The organism is Halarcobacter anaerophilus, from assembly GCF_006459125.1.
Classification (GTDB): Bacteria; Campylobacterota; Campylobacteria; order Campylobacterales; family Arcobacteraceae; genus Halarcobacter; species Halarcobacter anaerophilus.
Genome location: NZ_CP041070.1, coordinates 2324757 through 2343480 on the forward strand (window position 1 = coordinate 2324757; position 18724 = coordinate 2343480).

The following is an 18724-nucleotide window of genomic DNA, read 5'->3' on the forward strand; positions in this document are numbered from 1 at the left end:
CCTCATTAAACTTTTAACATATCATTTAAACCCCATAACGGAACAAATATGGCAAAAACGATCCATAAAACAAGCGCCATTATGATTATGAAAAATAGAGGTTCTATTAAAGTAGAAAAAATCTTCAAAGAATCATCAAATCTTTTTTTATAAATATTCTTTATTTCATATACCACTTTTGGTAATGAATTGGTAACCTCTCCCGTATTAATCAAGCTTAAGGTTACATCATCAAAGAGATTAGAAGATTCAAAAGCAAATTTTACGCTTTTCCCATTTTTCAACAGATATTCTATTTGCGTAATTCTATCTAAAAGATATTGATTTTTCAGTAAAATTTTTGCCTGTTTCAAAGAATCTAGAAACTCAAACCTGTTTTTAAGTAAAATCTCAAAAACTACAAAAAAAATATATAAAGATTTTAATCTATAAAGATGACTTAGCAAAAACAGATGTCTAACCAGAAGTTTGTCTATTTTTATTTTAAATCTAAGCTCTTTTTTATAAAGAGTTAAAAAAAAAGTATAAAGAAGTATAAGAGAAATTAAAAAAAGAAGAGTATAGTTTTCAAAAAAATCTTTGCATAAAAATAAAACTTTTGTTGCAATAGATAGTTCGGCATTAGAGTTTTTTAAAATAGATTCAAAACTTGGAACTACGAATTTAAAAATAGCAAACAAAGATAGAAAAAAAGTTATTGTTAGAATTATCGGATAAAGCATAGTTTTTAAAAACTCTTTTTTAATCTCATAATTTTCACTGATAATATTACTTAAAAACTCTATATTCGAGCTGCTGTTACCGCTTTTTTGCGTGATTTCAAATAATGATTTTATTAAAGGATTGATTTTATATTTTTTTAGACTTTTTGATAAATTAGAAGAACTCGAAAAAGATTTTTTCAGATCTATTAAAAAACTTTTCAACTCTTGTTTTTTCTCTTTTTTTATTAAAATATCCAAAGCCTCGTTTATAAGAATATCGGAGTTTAACATTAAACTTAATTCATATAAACAATTTTTTATATCTTTATCTTTTATTTTTGAGCGTTTTTGTAAAAAACTTTTTCCGCTTTTTTTTATACTAATAATATTTTTAGGAAGTTCATTTTTTTCAAACTCCTCTTTACTTAATTCTACTGATTTTATTTTATTGTTTTCTTGATAACTTATTTTAAATCTATTCATTTATAACCTTATAAACCTCTTGCATAGTCGTAATACCTTTTTCAACACTTTCTTTCCCGTCATCTAATATGGTTTTAAAAGAGATACTGTTTAAATAAGTTTTAATATCCTTATTTTGCATAATTATTGAAGAGATCTCTTCATCTATTTTTAATATTTCCGAAATACAACTTCTACCGTAAAAACCTGTAAAACTGCATAATTCACACCCTTTTGCTTTACACTTTTTACATATGTTTAAAACTAATCTTTGAGAAAGTATATATCTTAAAGAGGCTGATAGCAAAAATTTATCGGCTTTTAAATCTTTTAATCTTGAAAAAGTTTCAACGGTATTGTTTGCATGAATTGAAGCAAAAACCAAGTGTCCGGTGAGAGAAGCTTGCAGTGCTATTGCTAATGAATTTTCATCTCTTATTTCTCCGATTAAAATTATGTCGGGATCTTGCCTTAAAACATTTTTCAATACTTTTTGAAAAGAGACTCCTAACTTTTCATTTACCTCGATTTGTTGAATTCCTTCCATTTTATACTCAACTGGATCTTCAATTGTAATAATCTTTTTATTCTCTTTATTAAGCTCTTTTAAAATTGAGTATAAAGTGGTACTTTTACCGCTTCCTGTAGGACCTGCAATCAAAACAAGCCCGCTTGAAAGTTTTTCAATCTCTTTTATTGAGTTATAAACTCTTTTTGAAAAACCTAAATCCTGCAATTTTTTTGTAATATTTTTATTATCTAAAACTCTTATAACTATCGATTCACCGTATATTGTGGGCATTGTAGAGACTCTAAAATCAAACTTTTTCTCTTCTAAATACAAAGAGAATCTTCCATCCATAGGAGTTCGGCTCTGTGTTATATCAAGTTTTGAAAGCATCTTGATATACGAACTTAAAACTTTTAAGAACTCTTTTTGAAAAGTATAAAAAATTTTTAAATTTCCATCTATTCTAAACCTTATAATCAGAGCTTTTTCTATACTTTCTATATGAATATCACTGCTTCTTACTTCAACTGCTTTTTTTATTAAAATTTTAAAAAAATCTTCAATATAATTTATATTGTTTTCTTCATTTAAAACTGCATTTTTTGATAATAAAAAGAGAGTTTTCCTTCTTTTTATATCATCTAAAAAGAAAAGTATCTCTTCTTTGTTCAGCTCTTTTTCTCTTATAATATTTCCATCTTCTAAAACTTTTATATTTGAATTAGTGCAAGAAAAAATATCAAAAAAGATTCCATCTTTTTTAATAGGTAAAATAAGATTATTTTTTAAAAATTCTATATCAAGACTATCTATCAATTCATAATCTATTATTGTATTTAAACTATTCATCTTTATGTAACTTTAGTTTGATTTTCTCTTTTTCTTTTTGCAAAATAACCTCTTTTCTTTTTATATCTACGATTTTATAAGAATCTACCGTTTCACCTTTTTTAAACCAGCCGCTATTTATAAATACGTTCTCTCCTACTATTGCATAGAGTTTAAATAAAACTTTTTTCTTCTTCTTTTCAACAAAGTTTCTTAGATCATTTAAACTCTTTTTATAAAATCTATTAAAACTGACTTGCACTGTTAATCCCTCATTTAAAAATTCCAAAGATTCAATTTTGGAAAAGGCATTAAAAGTTTCAAGAAACACTAAAAACTTTAATCTCTTTTCAATATCAGAAAAAAGAGTTATTTTTATATTTTTATCTTCTTTTTTAATTGACTGCAACTTAATATGATTTTTATTTGAAAAACTTTCAATCTCTTTTAATATCTTTACAAAATCATCTTTCATCTTTAAAGAGTTTAAATCAACTTTCTTTACTCTTTTTTCTTCTTTTACTACTTCTTTGTCATAAAGAGAATAACTTATTAAAAAAAGTACAATAAGAGGGAAAAGGAAAAATTCAATTTTCAGCCTTAAAGAGAGTAATTCAAACTTATCTTCTATTGATTTCATAAATTGCATCACCTATAAATCTCTCCTTTTCTTTGTCATATACGATATTTTCAATACTGTTTTTATCCAACTTTTTAAAAAAAGCATAAATATTTTTCTTATTTTTAGATTCAATTTGTACTTTTATTTTTGAATTATTTAGAATAATCGAAGCTATCTTGCTATTATTAGTTTGTGCAAAACTAAAAATCTCTTTGAGCTCTTTACTTACGCTGTAAAACTCTAACTGCTTTTTTAAATCTTTATTTGACCTTTTTATCTCCTCAAAGTTTGTTCTATTTTTTTTGTTATTAAATTCAAAAGAGGAGAAGAGTATAAGCAATATAAAAAAATAGATAATAAAGTATCTGAAACTATAAGATTTGACGGGTTTTATAAAATTGTACTTTTTATTTTTATCAATTTTTGTTTTTGAGATATCTGATGTATGAATATTTTCTAATCCTAATCTTTGCTTTAAAAAAGCACTTATATCGGATATTGAAAACTCATTTTCTAATTTTTGATAATAAAAAAGATTTTTGTTTTTATATACGACCACATAATCTTTGTCAAAAAATATTTCATTTTCATATAAACTTTTAAAAAATAAAAAAGGGGGAATACTTTTTTTAAAAACTATTACCTGATATAAAGAGAGTCTTTTTATATATGAATAAAAAATCCTATTGTTTTTTTCAAAACTAAGCCCTTTTATTCGTAGATTTGTTAGAATAAAAGTATCTATATTTTTAGAACTGATTTCTTCCGTTGAGTTAATTTCATAAAGTAAAATAATAAACACCTTAATTATATAAATAAGGTATTTTATTATTAAAATGTTTTAAGAGAGTTTAAATAAATATATATTTTAATTATTTTTAGAAGGTTACATCGTACCCAAGGTCTTTGAGTCCTTGTTTGTTTTTAGTCCACCCTTTTTTTACAGAAACAAAAAGTTCCAAAAAGCATTTTCTTCCCGTTAGTTTTTCGATTTTGATTCTTGCATCTTTTCCTATTCTTTTTATTGCAGTTGCACCTTTACCTATTATCATCCCTTTTTGACTGCCTTTTTGTACTATAATTGTAGCTTTAACTACATCTATATCTTTTTTCTCTTCTACTTTATTTATTAGAACATCAGTTTCGTAAGGAATTTCATCACTGATGTTTTCAAAAATCGATTCTCTAATAAACTCTTTGAAAATATCTCTTAAGTGCTCTGTTGTCAAAATTTCAGGATCAAAAAGATAGGGATGTTCAGGAAGATATTTTACAACTTCTTTTAAAATATCTGAAGGAGTTGTCTGTTTTTTTATAGATACAGGAATTATCTCTTCAAATTTATCGGAATATTTTCTGTATTCTCTCATCTTTTCTAATACTTCACTGTTTGTTACATTATCAATTTTCGTTAAAAGTAAAATATGTTTTGTATTTTTTTTGTTTTTTTCCAAAAAATTTTCATAATGGGTCAATTTGTCCGTTACAGGAGCTAAAAAAAGAATCAGATCACAATCTCCTATAGCTTTTAAGGCCTCGTCTAACATAAACTGATTTAAAAGCTTTTCTGTTTCATGAAGTCCAGGAGTATCCACAAATACAATTTGGTCATCATTGTGCATTACAATAATATTTGCTCTTTTTCTTGTTGCATTTGCTTTATGGGAAACCATTGCAATTTTTTCCCCTACAAGCCAATTTAGCAGTGAACTTTTACCTGCATTAGGTCTTCCGACTACTGAAACATAACCGCATTTAGTCATTTTTATCCTTACTAGGTCCCTTTTAAGGACTTTAATTTTATAAAGATATTATAACAAAATGTTTCTACTTATCTTCTTCTATAACTTAAGGCTTCTAGTAAATGCTCTTTTGATATTGTTTCCGAGCTTTGTAAGTCGGCAATTGTTCTGGAAACTTTTAAAACTTTGTTTACGCTTCTAAAAGATAAATTAAAATTCTGTGCGGCTTTTTGCAAAATCTCATTTGACTGCTCATCCAAAGTACAATATTTTCTAATATCTTCATCAAAAAGTTTTCCGTTCAAATTTTTTTGCCCTCTTGAAATCTGCATTTTAAAAGCTTCTAAAACTTTTTTATGCATTTGCTCAGAATTTATTGTCGCTTTATCTTTTATATTACTCTCATTCATAACGATATATAAATCAATTCTGTCAAGAAAAGGTTCGGAAAGTCTTGCTTTATATCTTTTTATCTCCAGCTCGTTACATCTGCATGAATTATCGTTTTTTAGAAGATTTCCGCAAGGACACGGGTTCATAGCTGCTACAAATAAAAATTTTGTTTTATAAATGATTTTAGAGTTTGCTCTGCTTACTAATAATCTATAATCCTGTAAAGGCTCTCGTAATGCCTCTAAAATAGAAGAACTAAAATGCGGTAACTCGTCAAAGAACAAAGAACCGTTATTTGCCAAAGCAACTTCTCCTATATTGTTACCTCCTAAAATTGAAGCCTTTGAACTTGTACAGTGAGGTGACCTTTGTTCTCTTAGAGGTTTAAAAGAAGGCTCTTTTAAGTTTAATGCCTGCATCTTAGCTATTTCCAAGATTTCATCCAAACTCATAGGTGCCATAATATAAGGTAACCTTCTTGCTATCATAGTTTTTCCACAGCCCGGACTTCCTTCTAAAATAATATTATGATTTCCTGCTGCCGCTATTAATGCAGCTCTTTTTGCATTTTCCTGTCCTTTTATATCTATAAAATCTTCTTTATACTCTTTTGTATAATAAAATTTATCACTATTTATATTCAGACTATTATAGGCTAAAACCTCTTTTTGATATAAAAATCTATCTTTGTTTTCACTTTTGAAAAACTCTATTGCTTCCAAAAGATTTTTAACACAATAGATTTTTATATTTGGAATTTTTGAAATTTTAAGGGCACTGTTTTCACACACCAATACGTTTTTAACCAATTTCTTTTTGACTAAAGATAGAATTATAGGAAAAATTGAATTACTATCTTTTATCTCTCCGTTTAAAGAGAGTTCGCCGAAAATATGAAATTCTTTAAAATTTATTTTTTGTTCATATAAAGAGATTAAAAGAGCAATAGGCAGATCAAAATGCGTACCGCTCTTTTTTATTTCACTAGGAGCTAAATTAATTGTAATTTTTTTAGGAGGGAATTTAAACTCATTTGTAAGTAAAGCAGACTTCGTTCTGTCTTTTGACTCGTTTATTGCGGCTGAAACCATGCCTACAATTGTAAAGCTAGGAAGACCTTTTGTAAAGGTTGCTTCAACATTTACCTCTTTTGCTTCAATATTATCAATAGTTGCAGATTTTATTATTTTCATTAAGTTAACTTTTTAAATAATTTAATTGATTATATAAAAAGTTTATTTATAAAGTAATTATTTGTATTATTTTAGAAGAAAAGAGGAGAAGTTATTTATTATGTTTTAACTTCTTTTTCCACTCTTTTTCAAATTTTTTTCTTTTTACGATAGATAAGTTTTCAATAAACAAGTGACCTGATAAATGTTCCATTTCATGCTGCCAGGCAACAGCTAAGAAATCTTCACTCTCCATCGTCTGTTTTTGCCCGTATCTATCATAATACTCAACAATAATATGCTGTGCTCTTTTTACCTCTTCATTAAAGCCAGGAACACTAAGACAACCCTCAACAAAGACTTGAACCCCGTCTTTATGCGTAAGAACAGGATTTATAGCCTCTATTAAATCTTCTTTATCTTGAACATCTTCCTCATTTGGAAGATTTATTATCAGAACATTAAGAGGAACGGCGACTTGAATTGCAGCAAGTCCCACTCCGTTGTCGGCTATCATTGTTTCGTACATATCATCTAAAAGAGTATGAAGTTCTTCATCAAACTTCACTACATCTTTAGATTTTGTTCTAAGTAGTTTATTTGGATATGTTATTACTTCTCTAATCATTTTCTTTATTTATGGCTTGTTATTACTTCGTCGATTAATCCATATTCGCAAGCTTGTTCAGCACTCATAAAATTATCTCTATCTGTATCTTTTTCAATAACTTCTAAAGGCTGACCTGTTTGCTTAGCTAATATATCGTTTAAAGTATCTTTGATTCTTTGAATCTCTTTTGCTTGAATCTGAATATCTGTTGCCTGACCTTGCGCTCCACCTAAAGGTTGGTGAATCATTATTCTAGAGTTTGGTAAAGAGTATCTTTTCCCTTTTACTCCACAAGATAATAAAAAAGCACCCATTGAAGCGGCTTGTCCGATACAAATCGTACAAACATCAGGTTTGATATAATTCATTGTATCATAAATTGACATACCACTTGTAATTACTCCACCTGGAGAGTTGATATATAAATAGATGTCTTTATCAGGATCTTCTGCTTCAAGAAAAAGTAATTGAGCAACTATAGATGATGCAACGGCATCATTTACCTCTCCGCTTAACATAATAATTCTATCTTTAAGAAGTCTAGAATAAATATCGTAACTTCTTTCCCCTCTTCCGCTTTTTTCAACTACATATGGTATATAACTCATTTTTTATCCTAAGATTTATTTTCCTAATTTTTCGTCTAATAATTTTGTGATAACTTTATCTTCAATCATTGACATTTTAATAGCAGGTAAATATCCGGCATCTTGATATCTTTTTAATACATCTTGCGGATTTTGACCAGTTTGTAATGCTTCATAATAGATTACTTGAGTAACTTCTTGGTCATTTACCTCTACACCTTCAGCTTTTGCTAATGCATCTACGATAAAAGTAGCTTTTACAGATTTTTCTGCATCTTCTCTTAATTCGTCTCTCATAGATTCAACTTTAGAAGCATCTTCTTGTAAACCTTTAATCTCTTCTTCCGTCATTGTTCTTACTTTGTTGTTTAAAGCAAAGTTAATCTCTTGATCAACTACAGATGAAGGTAATGCAAAGTTTAATTCAGTTACTAGTTTATCTAAAAAGGCAGGTTTTAACTCTTCTCTATAATAACTACCTTTTGCTTCTGCTTTCATTTGTTCTTCAATTTTAGATTTTAATGTTTCAAGTGTAGCATCTTCTTCACCCGGAAGCATTTTTTTAGCTAAATCATCATTAAGTTCTGCAGGAACTTTTTCTTGAATTTCATGAAGTTTTACTTTAAATACTGCTTCTTTTCCCGCTAATTCTTTTGATTGATAATTTTCAGGGAAAGTTACAACTACATCTTTCTCTTCTTCATATTTCATACCGATAATTTGATCTTCAAATCCGGGGATAAATGATCCTGAACCAATTTCAAGAACGTATTTTTCAGCTTTTCCACCGTCGAAAGCTTTGTCATCTACAAAACCTTCGAAATCTATTTGTGCAAAATCTCCCTCTCTAACCATTCTTTTTCTTTTTATTTTTTCTAATGGTGCAGATTGTTTTGCCATATCTTCAAGTCTTGAATCGATCTCTTTTTCGTCAACTTTTTTATCTTCAACTTCAGGAACCAATGATTTATAATCTCCTAAATCAATATTCGGTTTGCAAGCAACTTTGATTTCAACATCAATTGAACCGTCATCTTTTTTATCAAATTTTGAAATTGCAGGTTCACCTACTAAATCTTCATTTTTGATATCAAGTTCTTTTAAACCTTGAGTTAATAGATCTCTTAGTGCATCACTTTGAGCATCTTCTCTTAACTTGCTTCCATATCTTTGTTTAACAACAGCAACAGGAACTTTACCTTTTCTAAATCCTTGAACATCCATTGTTTTTGCAGCTTGTTTAGCTATTTTGTCTATACTTTTTTCTACTGTATCCGCAGAAATTGTTGAAGTAATAACGGCATTTGCCTCATCTACTCTTTTTGCGTTAAATTCCATTAACTCTACTCCGATTTTTTTAATTTTAGTGGTGATTTTATCTAATTTTTTATAAAATACCCATTATATATAAAGAAGAGAGTAAATCACATTGCAATTTCTATACCCTAATGTACTATTTTTAATGCTTGTTCCCGTTTTGTTATTGATGTTTTTAATTATCACAAATAAAGATAGTTTTCAGAAATATTTTTCCAAAGAGATCTTAAGCAGGCTCTCTATATCAAATAAATATATGGGAAAAACCACAAGAAATATTATTCTTTTTTTAAGTTTGATTCTTCTGGTAATTGCTCTTGCAAGACCCGTTACAAATGAAAAAGAGCAGAGTTTTAAACAAGAAGTAGCAAGTATTGTAGTAGCTATTGACGTTTCAAAATCTATGTTAGCAACAGATCTTTACCCTAACAGATTAAGTTTTGCAAAACAAAAACTTCTAAATTTAATTGAGTTATCAAAGAAAAATGCAATAGCCGTTATACTTTTTGCAAAATCCTCTTTTATCCTTTCTCCTGTTACGCAGGATTTTAACTCTTTGAAAATCTTAGTTGAAAATCTAAATCCCGGGATAAATTTTGACAACGGCTCAAATATCTTTTCAACCTTAGAGACTACAAATAAACTTTTAAAAGATTATAAAAGTAAAAATCTTATTTTATTAACCGACGGAGGCAATAAAGATACGTATAAAGATGAAATCGAATATGCAAAAAACAATAAAATCAATGTTTATACAATAGCAATCGGTACTAAAAAACCGGCACCTATAAAACTATCAGACGGTAATTTCTTAACAAAAAAAGACGGAAGTATAGTAACTGTTAAAGTAAATGAGAATATCAAGAAATTAAGTCTAAATACGCAAGGTGGATTTATAAACTATTCTAACTCTAATGATGATATTAAACAAATCCTTAATAATATTGATATAAAATCCTCAAAAAAAGAGATGGAATCTAAAAAATTCAAAACCTATACGGAACTTTTTTATTATCCTTTAGCAGCAGGAATTTTTCTTCTTTTAATAGCTTTTTCCTCTCTTCCAAACTTAAAAAGAGGTGCAAATATTGCCGTATTGTTTACTCTTTTACTTTTAAATTCAGATTTAAAAGCCTTTGAATTTGATTTTAAAAATATCGATAAAGCCAATGATTATTATGAAAAAGGTGAATATAAAGAAGCCATAAAAGAGTACGAAAAAGTAGCAAAAACTCCTGAAGCAAAATATAATCTAGCTAATTCATATTATAAAAACGGTGAGTATAAAAAAGCTTTAAAAAGTTATAAACAAGTGGTATCTTCAAATAAAGATTTGGAGCATAAAAAACTTCATAATCTAGGCAATACTTATGTAAAATTAAATGATTTGGAAAATGCTAAAAAAATGTACGAAAATGCTTTAAAAATTGAAGCAGACAAAGAGACAAGAGAAAATCTTGAAATGATTGAAAAATTACTGAAAAAACGAAAAAATAAAGAGAATAAAAAGAAACAAAATCAAAACAATCAAAATAATAATCAGCAAAAAAACAGTAAACAAAAAGAGAATCAACAAAATCAACATAATCAAGAAGACAAACAAAATAAGGAAAACAGATCCCAAGAGAATAAAAAAAATCAAAATTCAAAACAAAAAGAAGAAAACAAAAAGAATCAAGATTTAAAAAATTCTAATTCCAATAAAAAAGAGAAGATAAAACAGCAATCCGAAAAGAAAGTAAAACAAAATCAAATTTCAGATTTAGAAGAGAAAAAATGGTTGGAAGAGTTGGAAAAAGATAAAACGCCTGTTTTATTAAAAAAAGTCGAGAGTCAAAAAGAGGATGACTCTTCCACTCCTTGGTAAAAAATTAATAATTTGCAGATTTTCTCATCTGCATTAACTCTTTTTGAACAGAAATATTAACTTTTTCATCATGTTCAAAATCCAAAGTATAATTTCTACCGTCATAATCTACGGAATTTAATATAATTTTCATAGCTTCCAGTCTTGCAAGATGTTTGTTATCACTTCTAATAACATGCCAAGGTGCAGCTCTTGAAGATGTTCTTCTTAACATTTCATATTTTTTTTCAGAAAATTCTACCCATAAATCTTGTGCTTGCATATCAACTTCCGAAAATTTCCATTGTCTTAACGGATCGTTAATTCTTCTATCAAATCTTCTTTTTTGTTCTGCTTTAGATACGGAAAAATATAGTTTAATCAAAATCATTCCCTGTCTTACTAAATCTTGTTCAAAATTTACGACATCTTCCATAAAAATTTCATACTCTTCTTTTGTACAAAATCCGAAAATAGGTTCAACCATGGCTCTGTTGTACCAAGAACGATCAAAAAGAACCATTTCTCCGCCTGTCGGAAAGTGTTGAATATATCTTTGGAAAAACCATTGGTTTTTTTGACTATCCGTAGGTTTTCCTAAAGCAACAACTCTATAGTGTTTGTTGTTCATATATCTTGTTATTCGTCTAATAGCTCCACCTTTACCCGAAGCGTCTCGTCCTTCAAAAATAATTATCATTCTTTTGTTTTCTGCTTCTAAATAATTTTGAAGTTTTATTAATTCGATTTGGTACTGTTTAAGCTCTTCCAAATCATAAATTTTTTGAATCCCGTCTCCTAAAATTTGGGGATCAATATCTTTAAAATTTCCCAATATCGCTTTTAAAGCTTTATTCTCCTCTAAAAGTTCTTGATACTTGTCAGGGTCAATCTTTTGTATAACTTTTGCCTTTGCAATTTGTTTTTCTTCTTTTTGATTGATTATGGAATCTTTAAATTTTTGCATTAGATTAAGTGCAGCTTTTTTTGTAAGATTATCTTTTTTCGTATATCCTAAGACTTTTACATATCTTTTTTTATCATATTGAAATCTTGCAATATATTTTTTACCAAAAGCAGGATGAGCAGCTTTTGAGATATACAATCCGCTATAGTTTGTTTTTTCAAAATCACTTAAATTCATTTTTTATCAAGCCTTTGCAAATTTATTTTCTTGTTCCATTATTTCTAATTCTTCACTTCCGCTAATTAAAATATCAGAGTCTATTTCAACATCTTTTTTATCTACTTTGCTTGGATACTCAACTTGAGACAAAATATGTTTTATACAGTTTATTCTAGCTTTTTTCTTATCATCGCTTCTAATAACCGTCCAAGGTGCAACATCCGTATTTGATGCCATCAACATCGAAAATTTTGTAATTGTATATTTATCCCAAAGTTTTTGAGACTCTTTATCTACAGGAGATAATTTATACTGTTTTAAAGGATCAACTTCTCTTTTTTTAAATCTTCTTGCCTGCTCTTTTTTAGAAACCGAAAAGTAATATTTTAAAAGAATAATTCCCGATTTTACAAGCATATTTTCAAATTCAGGTACCTCTTTTAAAAATTCATGATGCTCTTCTGTGGTACAAAATCCCATTACAGGCTCAACTCCAGCTCTGTTATACCAAGATCTGTCAAATAAAACTATTTCTCCAGCACTTGGCAAATGATTTGTATATCGTTGAAAATACCATTGAGTTTTTTCAACATCACTTGGTTTTCCCAAAGCTACTACTCTAGCACCCCTTGGATTTAAATGTTCTGTTATTCTTTTTATTGTACCACCTTTTCCTGCGGCATCTCTTCCTTCAAAAAGCATAAGAACTTTAAGCCCTTCTTCTTTTACGTAGTTTTGGAATTTAAGTAGCTCAATTTGAAGTTTTGTTAACTCTTTTTCATACTCTAAAGTCTCTTTTTTTACCCAAATTTGAACTTTATTTCCCTTCTCTTGAAGGATTTTTCTCTCTCTTTGATAATTTTTTGGTTTATGTTTTAACTCTTCTTCCGTGTCAATCTCTTCTTCATCTTTAAATTCACTGTTTATTATATTTCTATCTTCACCCATTATTATTTACCTTTAAGAAAGTCTAGACTTGTACTCATTATACCCAAAATTATTTACAATTCGGTAACATTCTTCGTTCTTTTTTAATACAATTGATGGTAACTTTATCCCGTTAAAAGTAGTAGTTTTAACCATTGTATAGTGAATCATATCCTCTAAAATGATTTTATCCCCTACTTTTAGAGGTTGGTCAAAAGAGTAATCTCCTATAATATCTCCTGCCAAACAAGTATTTCCACCAAGTCTATATGTGTATTTTTTTTCATCGGGTAAAGCGCTGTTTCTTACATCGGGTCTATAAGGCATTGCCAAAGTATCGGGCATATGTGCCTCGGCAGAGGTATCTAAAATAGCAATATTCATTCCGTTTTCTACTATATCAAGTACAGTTGCCACAAGGTACCCTGTTTTCCATCCTACAGCCTCTCCAGGCTCTAAATATAGTTCCAAATGAGGATACTTTTTTTTAAAATCTTTAAGTAATTTTATCAGACCTTCTACATCATAATCAGCTCTTGTAATATGATGCCCTCCGCCAAAATTGACCCATTTCATTTTAGGTAAAAACTCTGCAAATTTTTCTTCAAAATTTTTTAAAGCACCTTTCAAGGCATCAACATTTTGTTCACATAAAGCGTGAAAATGAAGACCTTCTACATCTTCTAAATTATCTTCTTGAAAGTTTGCTTTTGTAATTCCAAGTCTTGAAAAAGCTGCACAAGGATTATATAAATCCACTTCAACAGAAGAGTATTCGGGATTTACTCTAAGACCTATTGAAGTTTTACCCTTTGCTTTTTGTCTAAACTGATTTAACTGGTTAAAAGAGTTAAAAACAAGATGATTTGAAATATCTATTATCTCATCTATCTCTTCATCTTTAAAAGAGGGAGAATAAGTATGAACTTCCTTTTTAAACTCCTCTTTTGCCAACAAAGCCTCATGCAAACCACTTGCACAACAACCTTTTAGATACTCTCGGCAAAGATCAAAAGTTGACCAAAGAGCAAAGCCTTTTAATGCTAAAAGAATATTTACATCTGCCTCATCTTGAACTCTTTTTAGAAGTTCAAGATTCTTTTTTAAAAGCTCTTCTTCACAGACAAAAGCCGGACTTGGAAGTTCATTTATACTTTTTACTATATTACTCTTCATTATATGGTTCAAAATCCTCTTTTCCTACGCCGCAATCAGGACATGCCCAATCCTCAGGTAGATCTTCAAATGCAGTTCCAGGCTCAATGCCGCTATCTTCATCACCAACTTCGGGATCATAAATATAATCACATACGGTACAAATATATTTTTGCATGACAAACTCCTAAATAAATAGTTCTTGTCTCTTAAAATTAATCAAATTAATTTTTTTATTCAAGTTCCAAAATTTTCCAAGGTAAACCTTGCGTCATCAATTCATCCATAAAAGGTTTTGCTTCAAACTCTTCAATATTGAACACGCCTTTGCCTTTCCAAATACCTTTATAAAGCATTTTAGAACCAATCATTGCAGGAACTCCCGTTGTATAACTTACAGCTTGTGCACCTGTCTCTTTAAAGCACTCTTGATGATCGCAAACATTATAGATATAGACTTTTTTCTTTTTCCCGTCTTTGATTCCTTCTATAATACAACCGATATTTGTTTTTCCGACTGTTCTTTGTCCTAAACTTGCTGGATCCGGTAAAAGTGTAGTTAAAAATTCAATAGGAATAATCTCTACACCTTTATGCATAACAGGTTCAATTCCCAACATTCCGACATTTTGTAAACAATTCATATGTTGGATATAAGAATCACCGAAAGTCATAAAGAATCTAATTCTTTTTAAACCTTTAATGTTTTTAGACAAAGACTCTAACTCTTCATGGTATAAAAGATATGAAGGTTTAACTCCAACTTCGGGATAATCGTGTTCTACTTTTATCTCTAAAGGTTTTGTCTCTATCCATTGACCATTTTCCCAATATCTACCGTTTGCAGATACTTCTCTTAAGTTTATTTCAGGATTGAAGTTTGTTGCAAAAGCATATCCATGATCTCCTGCATTACAATCCATGATATCTATATAATGGATTTCATCAAAAAGATTTTGTTGGGCATACGCGCAAAATACCCCTGTAACACCTGGATCAAATCCTGAACCTAGAAGCCCCATAATTCCTGCTTCTTTAAATTGATTATCTCTAGCCCATTGTTCTTTGTACTCAAATTTGGCAACATCGGGATGTTCATAATTTGCAGTATCCACATAATCAACTTTGCATTTTGAACAAGCATCCATAATAGTAAGATCCTGATAAGGTAAAGCAACATTTAAAACCACTTTAGGATTGACTTTTTTAATTAAACTTACCAATTCTTCCACACTGTCAGCATCAACTTGAGCAACATCAATATCAACTTTTTGATTCTTTTTTATATCTTCCGCTATTGCTTCACATTTTGACAATGTTCTTGAAGCCAAAGTTATTTTTTCAAACGTATCAATATTCATAGCACATTTGACAGTCGCAACTCTACTTACACCACCTGCACCAATGATTAAAATACCTTTTTTATCCATGAAAATCTCCATTAAAAATATATTATATTATAAGATTTGTTTTTTGAAAAAGTGGTAAATTTATCGGCAAATAGTTGTATATTGCTTCTTTATTACAAATAAACAAAAGTATAAAGAGGACTTGAAAAAGAACTTTAGTTTTGATATAATTCCAAACTCATTTCATATGGGGGTGACATGGTATCGATTAGAGCCTTGAGGATCAGTTGCATGTCGGCCTGAGCATGCCGTTAAGCGGCTCATTTTTTTTAGACGCAAATAATACAAATTACGCTCCAGCTTACGCTAAAGCTGCGTAAGTTTAACAACTTATAAAGGACTCCCCTAACGGGTTGAGACCTTGGAGGTTCACTCTGTAGATTCTATCTATGCAGGTTATAGTGGATTCACCCAGATAGATTATCTTAAAAGGATTGATTGCCCTTTTTTGAGAAATCTTAAATCTTAGCTTTAAAATTGCCTTGCGGGCTGAGCTGTTTTAAAGTGAAATTTTTCAACCCTTCTAAGCATGTAGACGCTGGTAGTAGAGGTTTTAAGACTCCGGTTCAATCCCGGACACCTCCACCATATAACAATCTAACAAAATCTTATTAAATACCATATAATAATACTTCTATAACTATATTTGTCTATCATAATCCAATCTATATTTATCAAATCCAAAAGTTATAGGAATATATTTAAGGGGGTATTTTGTAAAAATTTAAAATATAGTTTTTTAATATATCCCTTAAAGGATTGACAATGGATAGAATAACTGTTCCTCTAACAAATACTGAAATAAAATCTGCAAAACCTAAAGAAAAAGATTACAAACTTTTTGATGGTGGAGGTCTTTTTTTATTAGTTGCTTCAACTGGTGGAAAAAGATGGAGACTAAAATATAGATTTAATGATAAAGAAAAAACAGTAGCTTTAGGTATCTATCCTACTATATCTTTAAAAGATGCAAGAAATTTAAGAGAAGAATACAAATCATTAATAGCTAAAGGTATTGACCCAAATGAAAAAAAGAGACAAAAAAAAGAAGAAATTAAAATAGAAGAAGAGAAAAAGACAAATACATTTTATAAAGTCTCTCAGGAATGGTTAGATAATTATGAGTCAGAAGTTTCAGAAAACTATCATACCAAATTAGGAAAAGCACTAGAAAACTATGTTTATCCTTTTATAAAAAATCAATCAATAGAAGATATTACAAGACTAGATATTATAGAGATATTGCAAGATTTAAAAAATAAAGGTATTAATGAAACTGCGAATAGAGTATATATGTTACTAAATAAAATATATAAATATGCAGTTACTTTAGAGTATGTTCCACACAATATAATTATTGATATTGAACAAAAAAATATTATAGGAAAAACTGAAAAAAAACACTACCCTACTTTTACAAAAGAAGAAGATATAAAAGGATTACTTCTTGCTATTGATGAGTATTCAGGGGATTATACAACTAAAATGGCTCTTAAAATTCTTCCTTATGTATTTGTTCGAAGTTATAATATAAGACATATGGAATGGACTGAAATAAATTTTGATAAAAAAGAGTGGACAATTCCTGCAAATAAAATGAAAACAAAAACAGAATTTATATTGCCATTACCAAAACAAGTTATATAAATGTTAGAAGAAGTACAACAATTTTCAGGTGATGGCAAATATGTGTTTCCAAATTTAAGAGATAAAAATAGACCTATGAGTGACAATACTTTAATATCAGCTATTAGAAGAATGGGTTATTCAAAAGAAGAGTTTGTACCTCATAGTTTTAGAAGTATATTTTCAACAATAGCTTATGAAAATGCAAATCATGAAGCCGGTCACAAATTTACAGGAGAAGTTATTGAAGCCCTACTTGCACACAAAGAAAGAAATAAAATCAAAGATGCCTATAATAGGGCTTCTTATAAAGAGAGTATGAGAATTTTAATTGAATGGTATGCAAACTATTTAGATATAATCAGAACTAGAAATCATATTTTAATATAAGTCGGGAGTGTTAAAAATTCTGTGTCAATCTGATAAAATAATATCAAGGATTGACAATGAAAAAAGAAACAGAGTTTGATTTTAATGAAGCAGTTCAACAACTTTTAGCTGGTAAAAAAATAAGTGGGAAAGATGGTGTACTTGCTCCCTTAGTAAAACAATTAGTGGAAGCTGCATTAGAAGCAGAAGTAGAATCTCATATAAAAGATGATGTATTATCAGGAAATAAGAATAGGAAAAATGGTAAAACATCTAAAACAATAAAATCAACAGATGGAACATTTGAACTAAATACACCAAGAGATAGAGCAGGATCTTTTGAACCACAACTAGTAAAGAAAAATCAAACAACAATTTCAAATGAAATAGAAGAAAGAATAATTTCAATGTATGGCTTAGGATTAAGCTATAGAGATATAATTAAACATATTGAAGAGATATATAGAGTAGAATTATCAACTGCAACAATAAGTGCAATTACGGATAAGATTATTGATAAAGTAAAAGCATGGCAAAGTAGACCATTAGAAACAATTTATCCTTTTGTATGGTTAGATGCAATCCATTATAAAATCAAGGATGGTGGTAAATATGTGTCAAAAGCAGTTTATACTGTTTTAGGACTTCGTTTAGATGGTAAAAAAGAGATACTTGGACTTTATCTAAGTGAGAGTGAAGGTGCAAACTTCTGGCTTAGTGTTTTAAGTGATTTAAACAACAGAGGATTGCAAGATATACTTATTGCAAGTGTAGATGGTTTAAAAGGCTTCCCTGAAGCAATAAAAACAATATTTCCAAAAACAGAAGTACAACTATGTATTATTCATCAAATTAGAAATTCAATGAAATATGTTGCTTCTAAAAACCATAAAGAATTTATGAAAGATTTAAAACCTGTTTATCAAGCAGTATCAAAAGAGATAGCAGAAGACGAACTTCTAAAACTTGATGAGAAATGGGGTAAAAAATATCCTATTGTACTTCAATCTTGGCATAATAAATGGGAAAATCTATCTGTTTATTTTAAGTATCCACCTGAAATTAGAAAAGTGATTTATACGACCAATATTATTGAGTCTGTTCATAGACAATTTAGGAAACTAACAAAAACAAAAGGAGCATTTCCAAATGAAAATTCTTTATTAAAATTATTATATATGGGGATACAAAATGCAAGTGAAAAATGGACAATGCCAGTTAGAAACTGGAATCTAACTCTCTCTCAGTTAGCAATATTTTTCGAGGGAAGGTTAGATGATTTTTTAGAGGTGTAACTTTAGTTACAATTAGTTACTTG

The 18724-nt window shown here is 29.0% G+C and carries 16 protein-coding genes, 1 other RNA gene and 1 pseudogene; 4 read left to right on the forward strand and 14 right to left on the reverse strand.

The window, feature by feature from the left end; genetic code table 11:
- Window positions 1–5: 5 nt before the first annotated feature.
- The 9 genes from AANAER_RS11600 to tig form a co-directional block, all read right to left on the reverse strand.
- Window positions 6–1187, reverse strand: coding sequence for a type II secretion system F family protein (locus tag AANAER_RS11600; protein ID WP_129082296.1), 1182 nt, complete (start codon window positions 1185–1187; stop codon window positions 6–8).
- Window positions 1180–2526, reverse strand: coding sequence for a GspE/PulE family protein (locus tag AANAER_RS11605; protein WP_129082297.1), 1347 nt, complete (start codon window positions 2524–2526; stop codon window positions 1180–1182). Before AANAER_RS11605 ends, AANAER_RS11600 begins: the two co-directional genes overlap by 8 nt.
- Entirely contained in the window at window positions 2519–3145 is a 627-nt protein-coding gene (locus AANAER_RS11610; protein WP_140544107.1) for a hypothetical protein, read from the reverse strand. Before AANAER_RS11610 ends, AANAER_RS11605 begins: the two co-directional genes overlap by 8 nt.
- Window positions 3126–3929, reverse strand: a complete 804-nt coding sequence (locus AANAER_RS11615) for a hypothetical protein (protein WP_129082299.1) — start codon at window positions 3927–3929, stop codon at window positions 3126–3128. Before AANAER_RS11615 ends, AANAER_RS11610 begins: the two co-directional genes overlap by 20 nt.
- Before the next feature lie 76 nt (window positions 3930–4005).
- A complete protein-coding gene (gene era / locus AANAER_RS11620; protein WP_129082300.1) occupies window positions 4006–4890 on the reverse strand; it encodes a GTPase Era in 885 nt (294 codons plus the stop codon).
- Between the two features lie 68 nt (window positions 4891–4958).
- Window positions 4959–6455 carry a YifB family Mg chelatase-like AAA ATPase gene (locus tag AANAER_RS11625; protein WP_129082301.1) on the reverse strand — a complete coding sequence of 499 codons (1497 nt, stop codon included), beginning with the start codon at window positions 6453–6455 and terminating at the stop codon, window positions 4959–4961.
- Window positions 6456–6546: 91 nt separating this feature from the next.
- The gene (gene def / locus AANAER_RS11630; RefSeq protein WP_129082302.1) at window positions 6547–7062 is read right to left on the reverse strand and encodes a peptide deformylase; all 516 of its coding nucleotides are present in this window, start codon (window positions 7060–7062) and stop codon (window positions 6547–6549) included.
- A 5-nt stretch (window positions 7063–7067) separates the two neighbouring features.
- The gene (gene clpP, locus AANAER_RS11635) at window positions 7068–7652 is read right to left on the reverse strand and encodes an ATP-dependent Clp endopeptidase proteolytic subunit ClpP (RefSeq protein ID WP_044417624.1); all 585 of its coding nucleotides are present in this window, start codon (window positions 7650–7652) and stop codon (window positions 7068–7070) included.
- Window positions 7653–7667: 15 nt separating this feature from the next.
- Complete coding sequence (gene tig / locus AANAER_RS11640; protein WP_044417621.1) at window positions 7668–8969, reverse strand: trigger factor; 1302 nt, start codon at window positions 8967–8969, stop codon at window positions 7668–7670.
- Window positions 8970–9060: 91 nt separating this feature from the next.
- Here tig and AANAER_RS11645 point away from each other — a divergent pair, with 91 nt between their 5' ends.
- The gene (locus AANAER_RS11645) at window positions 9061–10815 is read left to right on the forward strand and encodes a tetratricopeptide repeat protein (protein ID WP_129082303.1); all 1755 of its coding nucleotides are present in this window, start codon (window positions 9061–9063) and stop codon (window positions 10813–10815) included.
- 4 nt (window positions 10816–10819) lie between these two features.
- Here the strand turns inward: AANAER_RS11645 and ppk2 (AANAER_RS11650) are convergent, their stop codons facing one another.
- Genes ppk2 (AANAER_RS11650) through AANAER_RS11670 form a run of 5 tightly spaced genes read right to left on the reverse strand, consistent with a single transcriptional unit; the run spans window position 10820 to window position 15432 of the window.
- Window positions 10820–11938 (reverse strand): polyphosphate kinase 2, encoded by a 1119-nt coding sequence (gene ppk2, locus AANAER_RS11650; RefSeq protein WP_129082304.1) that lies wholly within the window; start codon window positions 11936–11938, stop codon window positions 10820–10822.
- Between the two features lie 6 nt (window positions 11939–11944).
- On the reverse strand, window positions 11945–12868 hold the full coding sequence (gene ppk2 / locus AANAER_RS11655; protein WP_044417615.1) for a polyphosphate kinase 2: 924 nt from the start codon (window positions 12866–12868) through the stop codon (window positions 11945–11947).
- A 12-nt stretch (window positions 12869–12880) separates the two neighbouring features.
- Window positions 12881–14023, reverse strand: coding sequence for a carboxynorspermidine decarboxylase (nspC, locus tag AANAER_RS11660; protein WP_129082305.1), 1143 nt, complete (start codon window positions 14021–14023; stop codon window positions 12881–12883).
- Window positions 14013–14180, reverse strand: coding sequence for a rubredoxin (gene rd, locus AANAER_RS11665; RefSeq protein ID WP_129082306.1), 168 nt, complete (start codon window positions 14178–14180; stop codon window positions 14013–14015). Before rd ends, nspC begins: the two co-directional genes overlap by 11 nt.
- Window positions 14181–14235: 55 nt before the next feature.
- The gene (locus tag AANAER_RS11670; RefSeq protein WP_129082307.1) at window positions 14236–15432 is read right to left on the reverse strand and encodes a saccharopine dehydrogenase family protein; all 1197 of its coding nucleotides are present in this window, start codon (window positions 15430–15432) and stop codon (window positions 14236–14238) included.
- 168 nt (window positions 15433–15600) lie between these two features.
- Here AANAER_RS11670 and ssrA point away from each other — a divergent pair.
- From ssrA to AANAER_RS11685, 3 genes and pseudogenes are all read left to right on the forward strand, one after another.
- Window positions 15601–15999: a transfer-messenger RNA gene (ssrA, locus tag AANAER_RS11675) on the forward strand.
- Between the two features lie 177 nt (window positions 16000–16176).
- Window positions 16177–17427 (forward strand): annotated as a pseudogene (locus AANAER_RS11680) (tyrosine-type recombinase/integrase).
- 56 nt (window positions 17428–17483) lie between these two features.
- The gene (locus AANAER_RS11685) at window positions 17484–18701 is read left to right on the forward strand and encodes an IS256 family transposase (RefSeq protein WP_129083082.1); all 1218 of its coding nucleotides are present in this window, start codon (window positions 17484–17486) and stop codon (window positions 18699–18701) included.
- The last annotated feature ends 23 nt before the right edge of the window (window positions 18702–18724 follow it).

Bases quoted from the DNA above. Each gene is read 5' to 3' on its own strand.
- ppk2 (WP_044417615.1), bottom strand. From the start codon at position 12,868: ATGGGTGAAGATAGAAATATAATAAACAGTGAATTTAAAGATGAAGAA.
- AANAER_RS11610 (WP_140544107.1), bottom strand. From the start codon at position 3,145: ATGAAATCAATAGAAGATAAGTTTGAATTACTCTCTTTAAGGCTGAAA.
- clpP (WP_044417624.1), bottom strand. From the start codon at position 7,652: ATGAGTTATATACCATATGTAGTTGAAAAAAGCGGAAGAGGGGAAAGA.
- ppk2 (WP_129082304.1), bottom strand. From the start codon at position 11,938: ATGAATTTAAGTGATTTTGAAAAAACAAACTATAGCGGATTGTATATC.
- AANAER_RS11625 (WP_129082301.1), bottom strand. From the start codon at position 6,455: ATGAAAATAATAAAATCTGCAACTATTGATAATATTGAAGCAAAAGAG.
- AANAER_RS11670 (WP_129082307.1), bottom strand. From the start codon at position 15,432: ATGGATAAAAAAGGTATTTTAATCATTGGTGCAGGTGGTGTAAGTAGA.
- AANAER_RS11605 (WP_129082297.1), bottom strand. From the start codon at position 2,526: ATGAATAGTTTAAATACAATAATAGATTATGAATTGATAGATAGTCTT.
- era (WP_129082300.1), bottom strand. From the start codon at position 4,890: ATGACTAAATGCGGTTATGTTTCAGTAGTCGGAAGACCTAATGCAGGT.
- nspC (WP_129082305.1), bottom strand. From the start codon at position 14,023: ATGAAGAGTAATATAGTAAAAAGTATAAATGAACTTCCAAGTCCGGCT.
- tig (WP_044417621.1), bottom strand. From the start codon at position 8,969: ATGGAATTTAACGCAAAAAGAGTAGATGAGGCAAATGCCGTTATTACT.
- AANAER_RS11600 (WP_129082296.1), bottom strand. From the start codon at position 1,187: ATGAATAGATTTAAAATAAGTTATCAAGAAAACAATAAAATAAAATCA.
- rd (WP_129082306.1), bottom strand. From the start codon at position 14,180: ATGCAAAAATATATTTGTACCGTATGTGATTATATTTATGATCCCGAA.
- def (WP_129082302.1), bottom strand. From the start codon at position 7,062: ATGATTAGAGAAGTAATAACATATCCAAATAAACTACTTAGAACAAAA.
- AANAER_RS11685 (WP_129083082.1), top strand. From the start codon at position 17,484: ATGAAAAAAGAAACAGAGTTTGATTTTAATGAAGCAGTTCAACAACTT.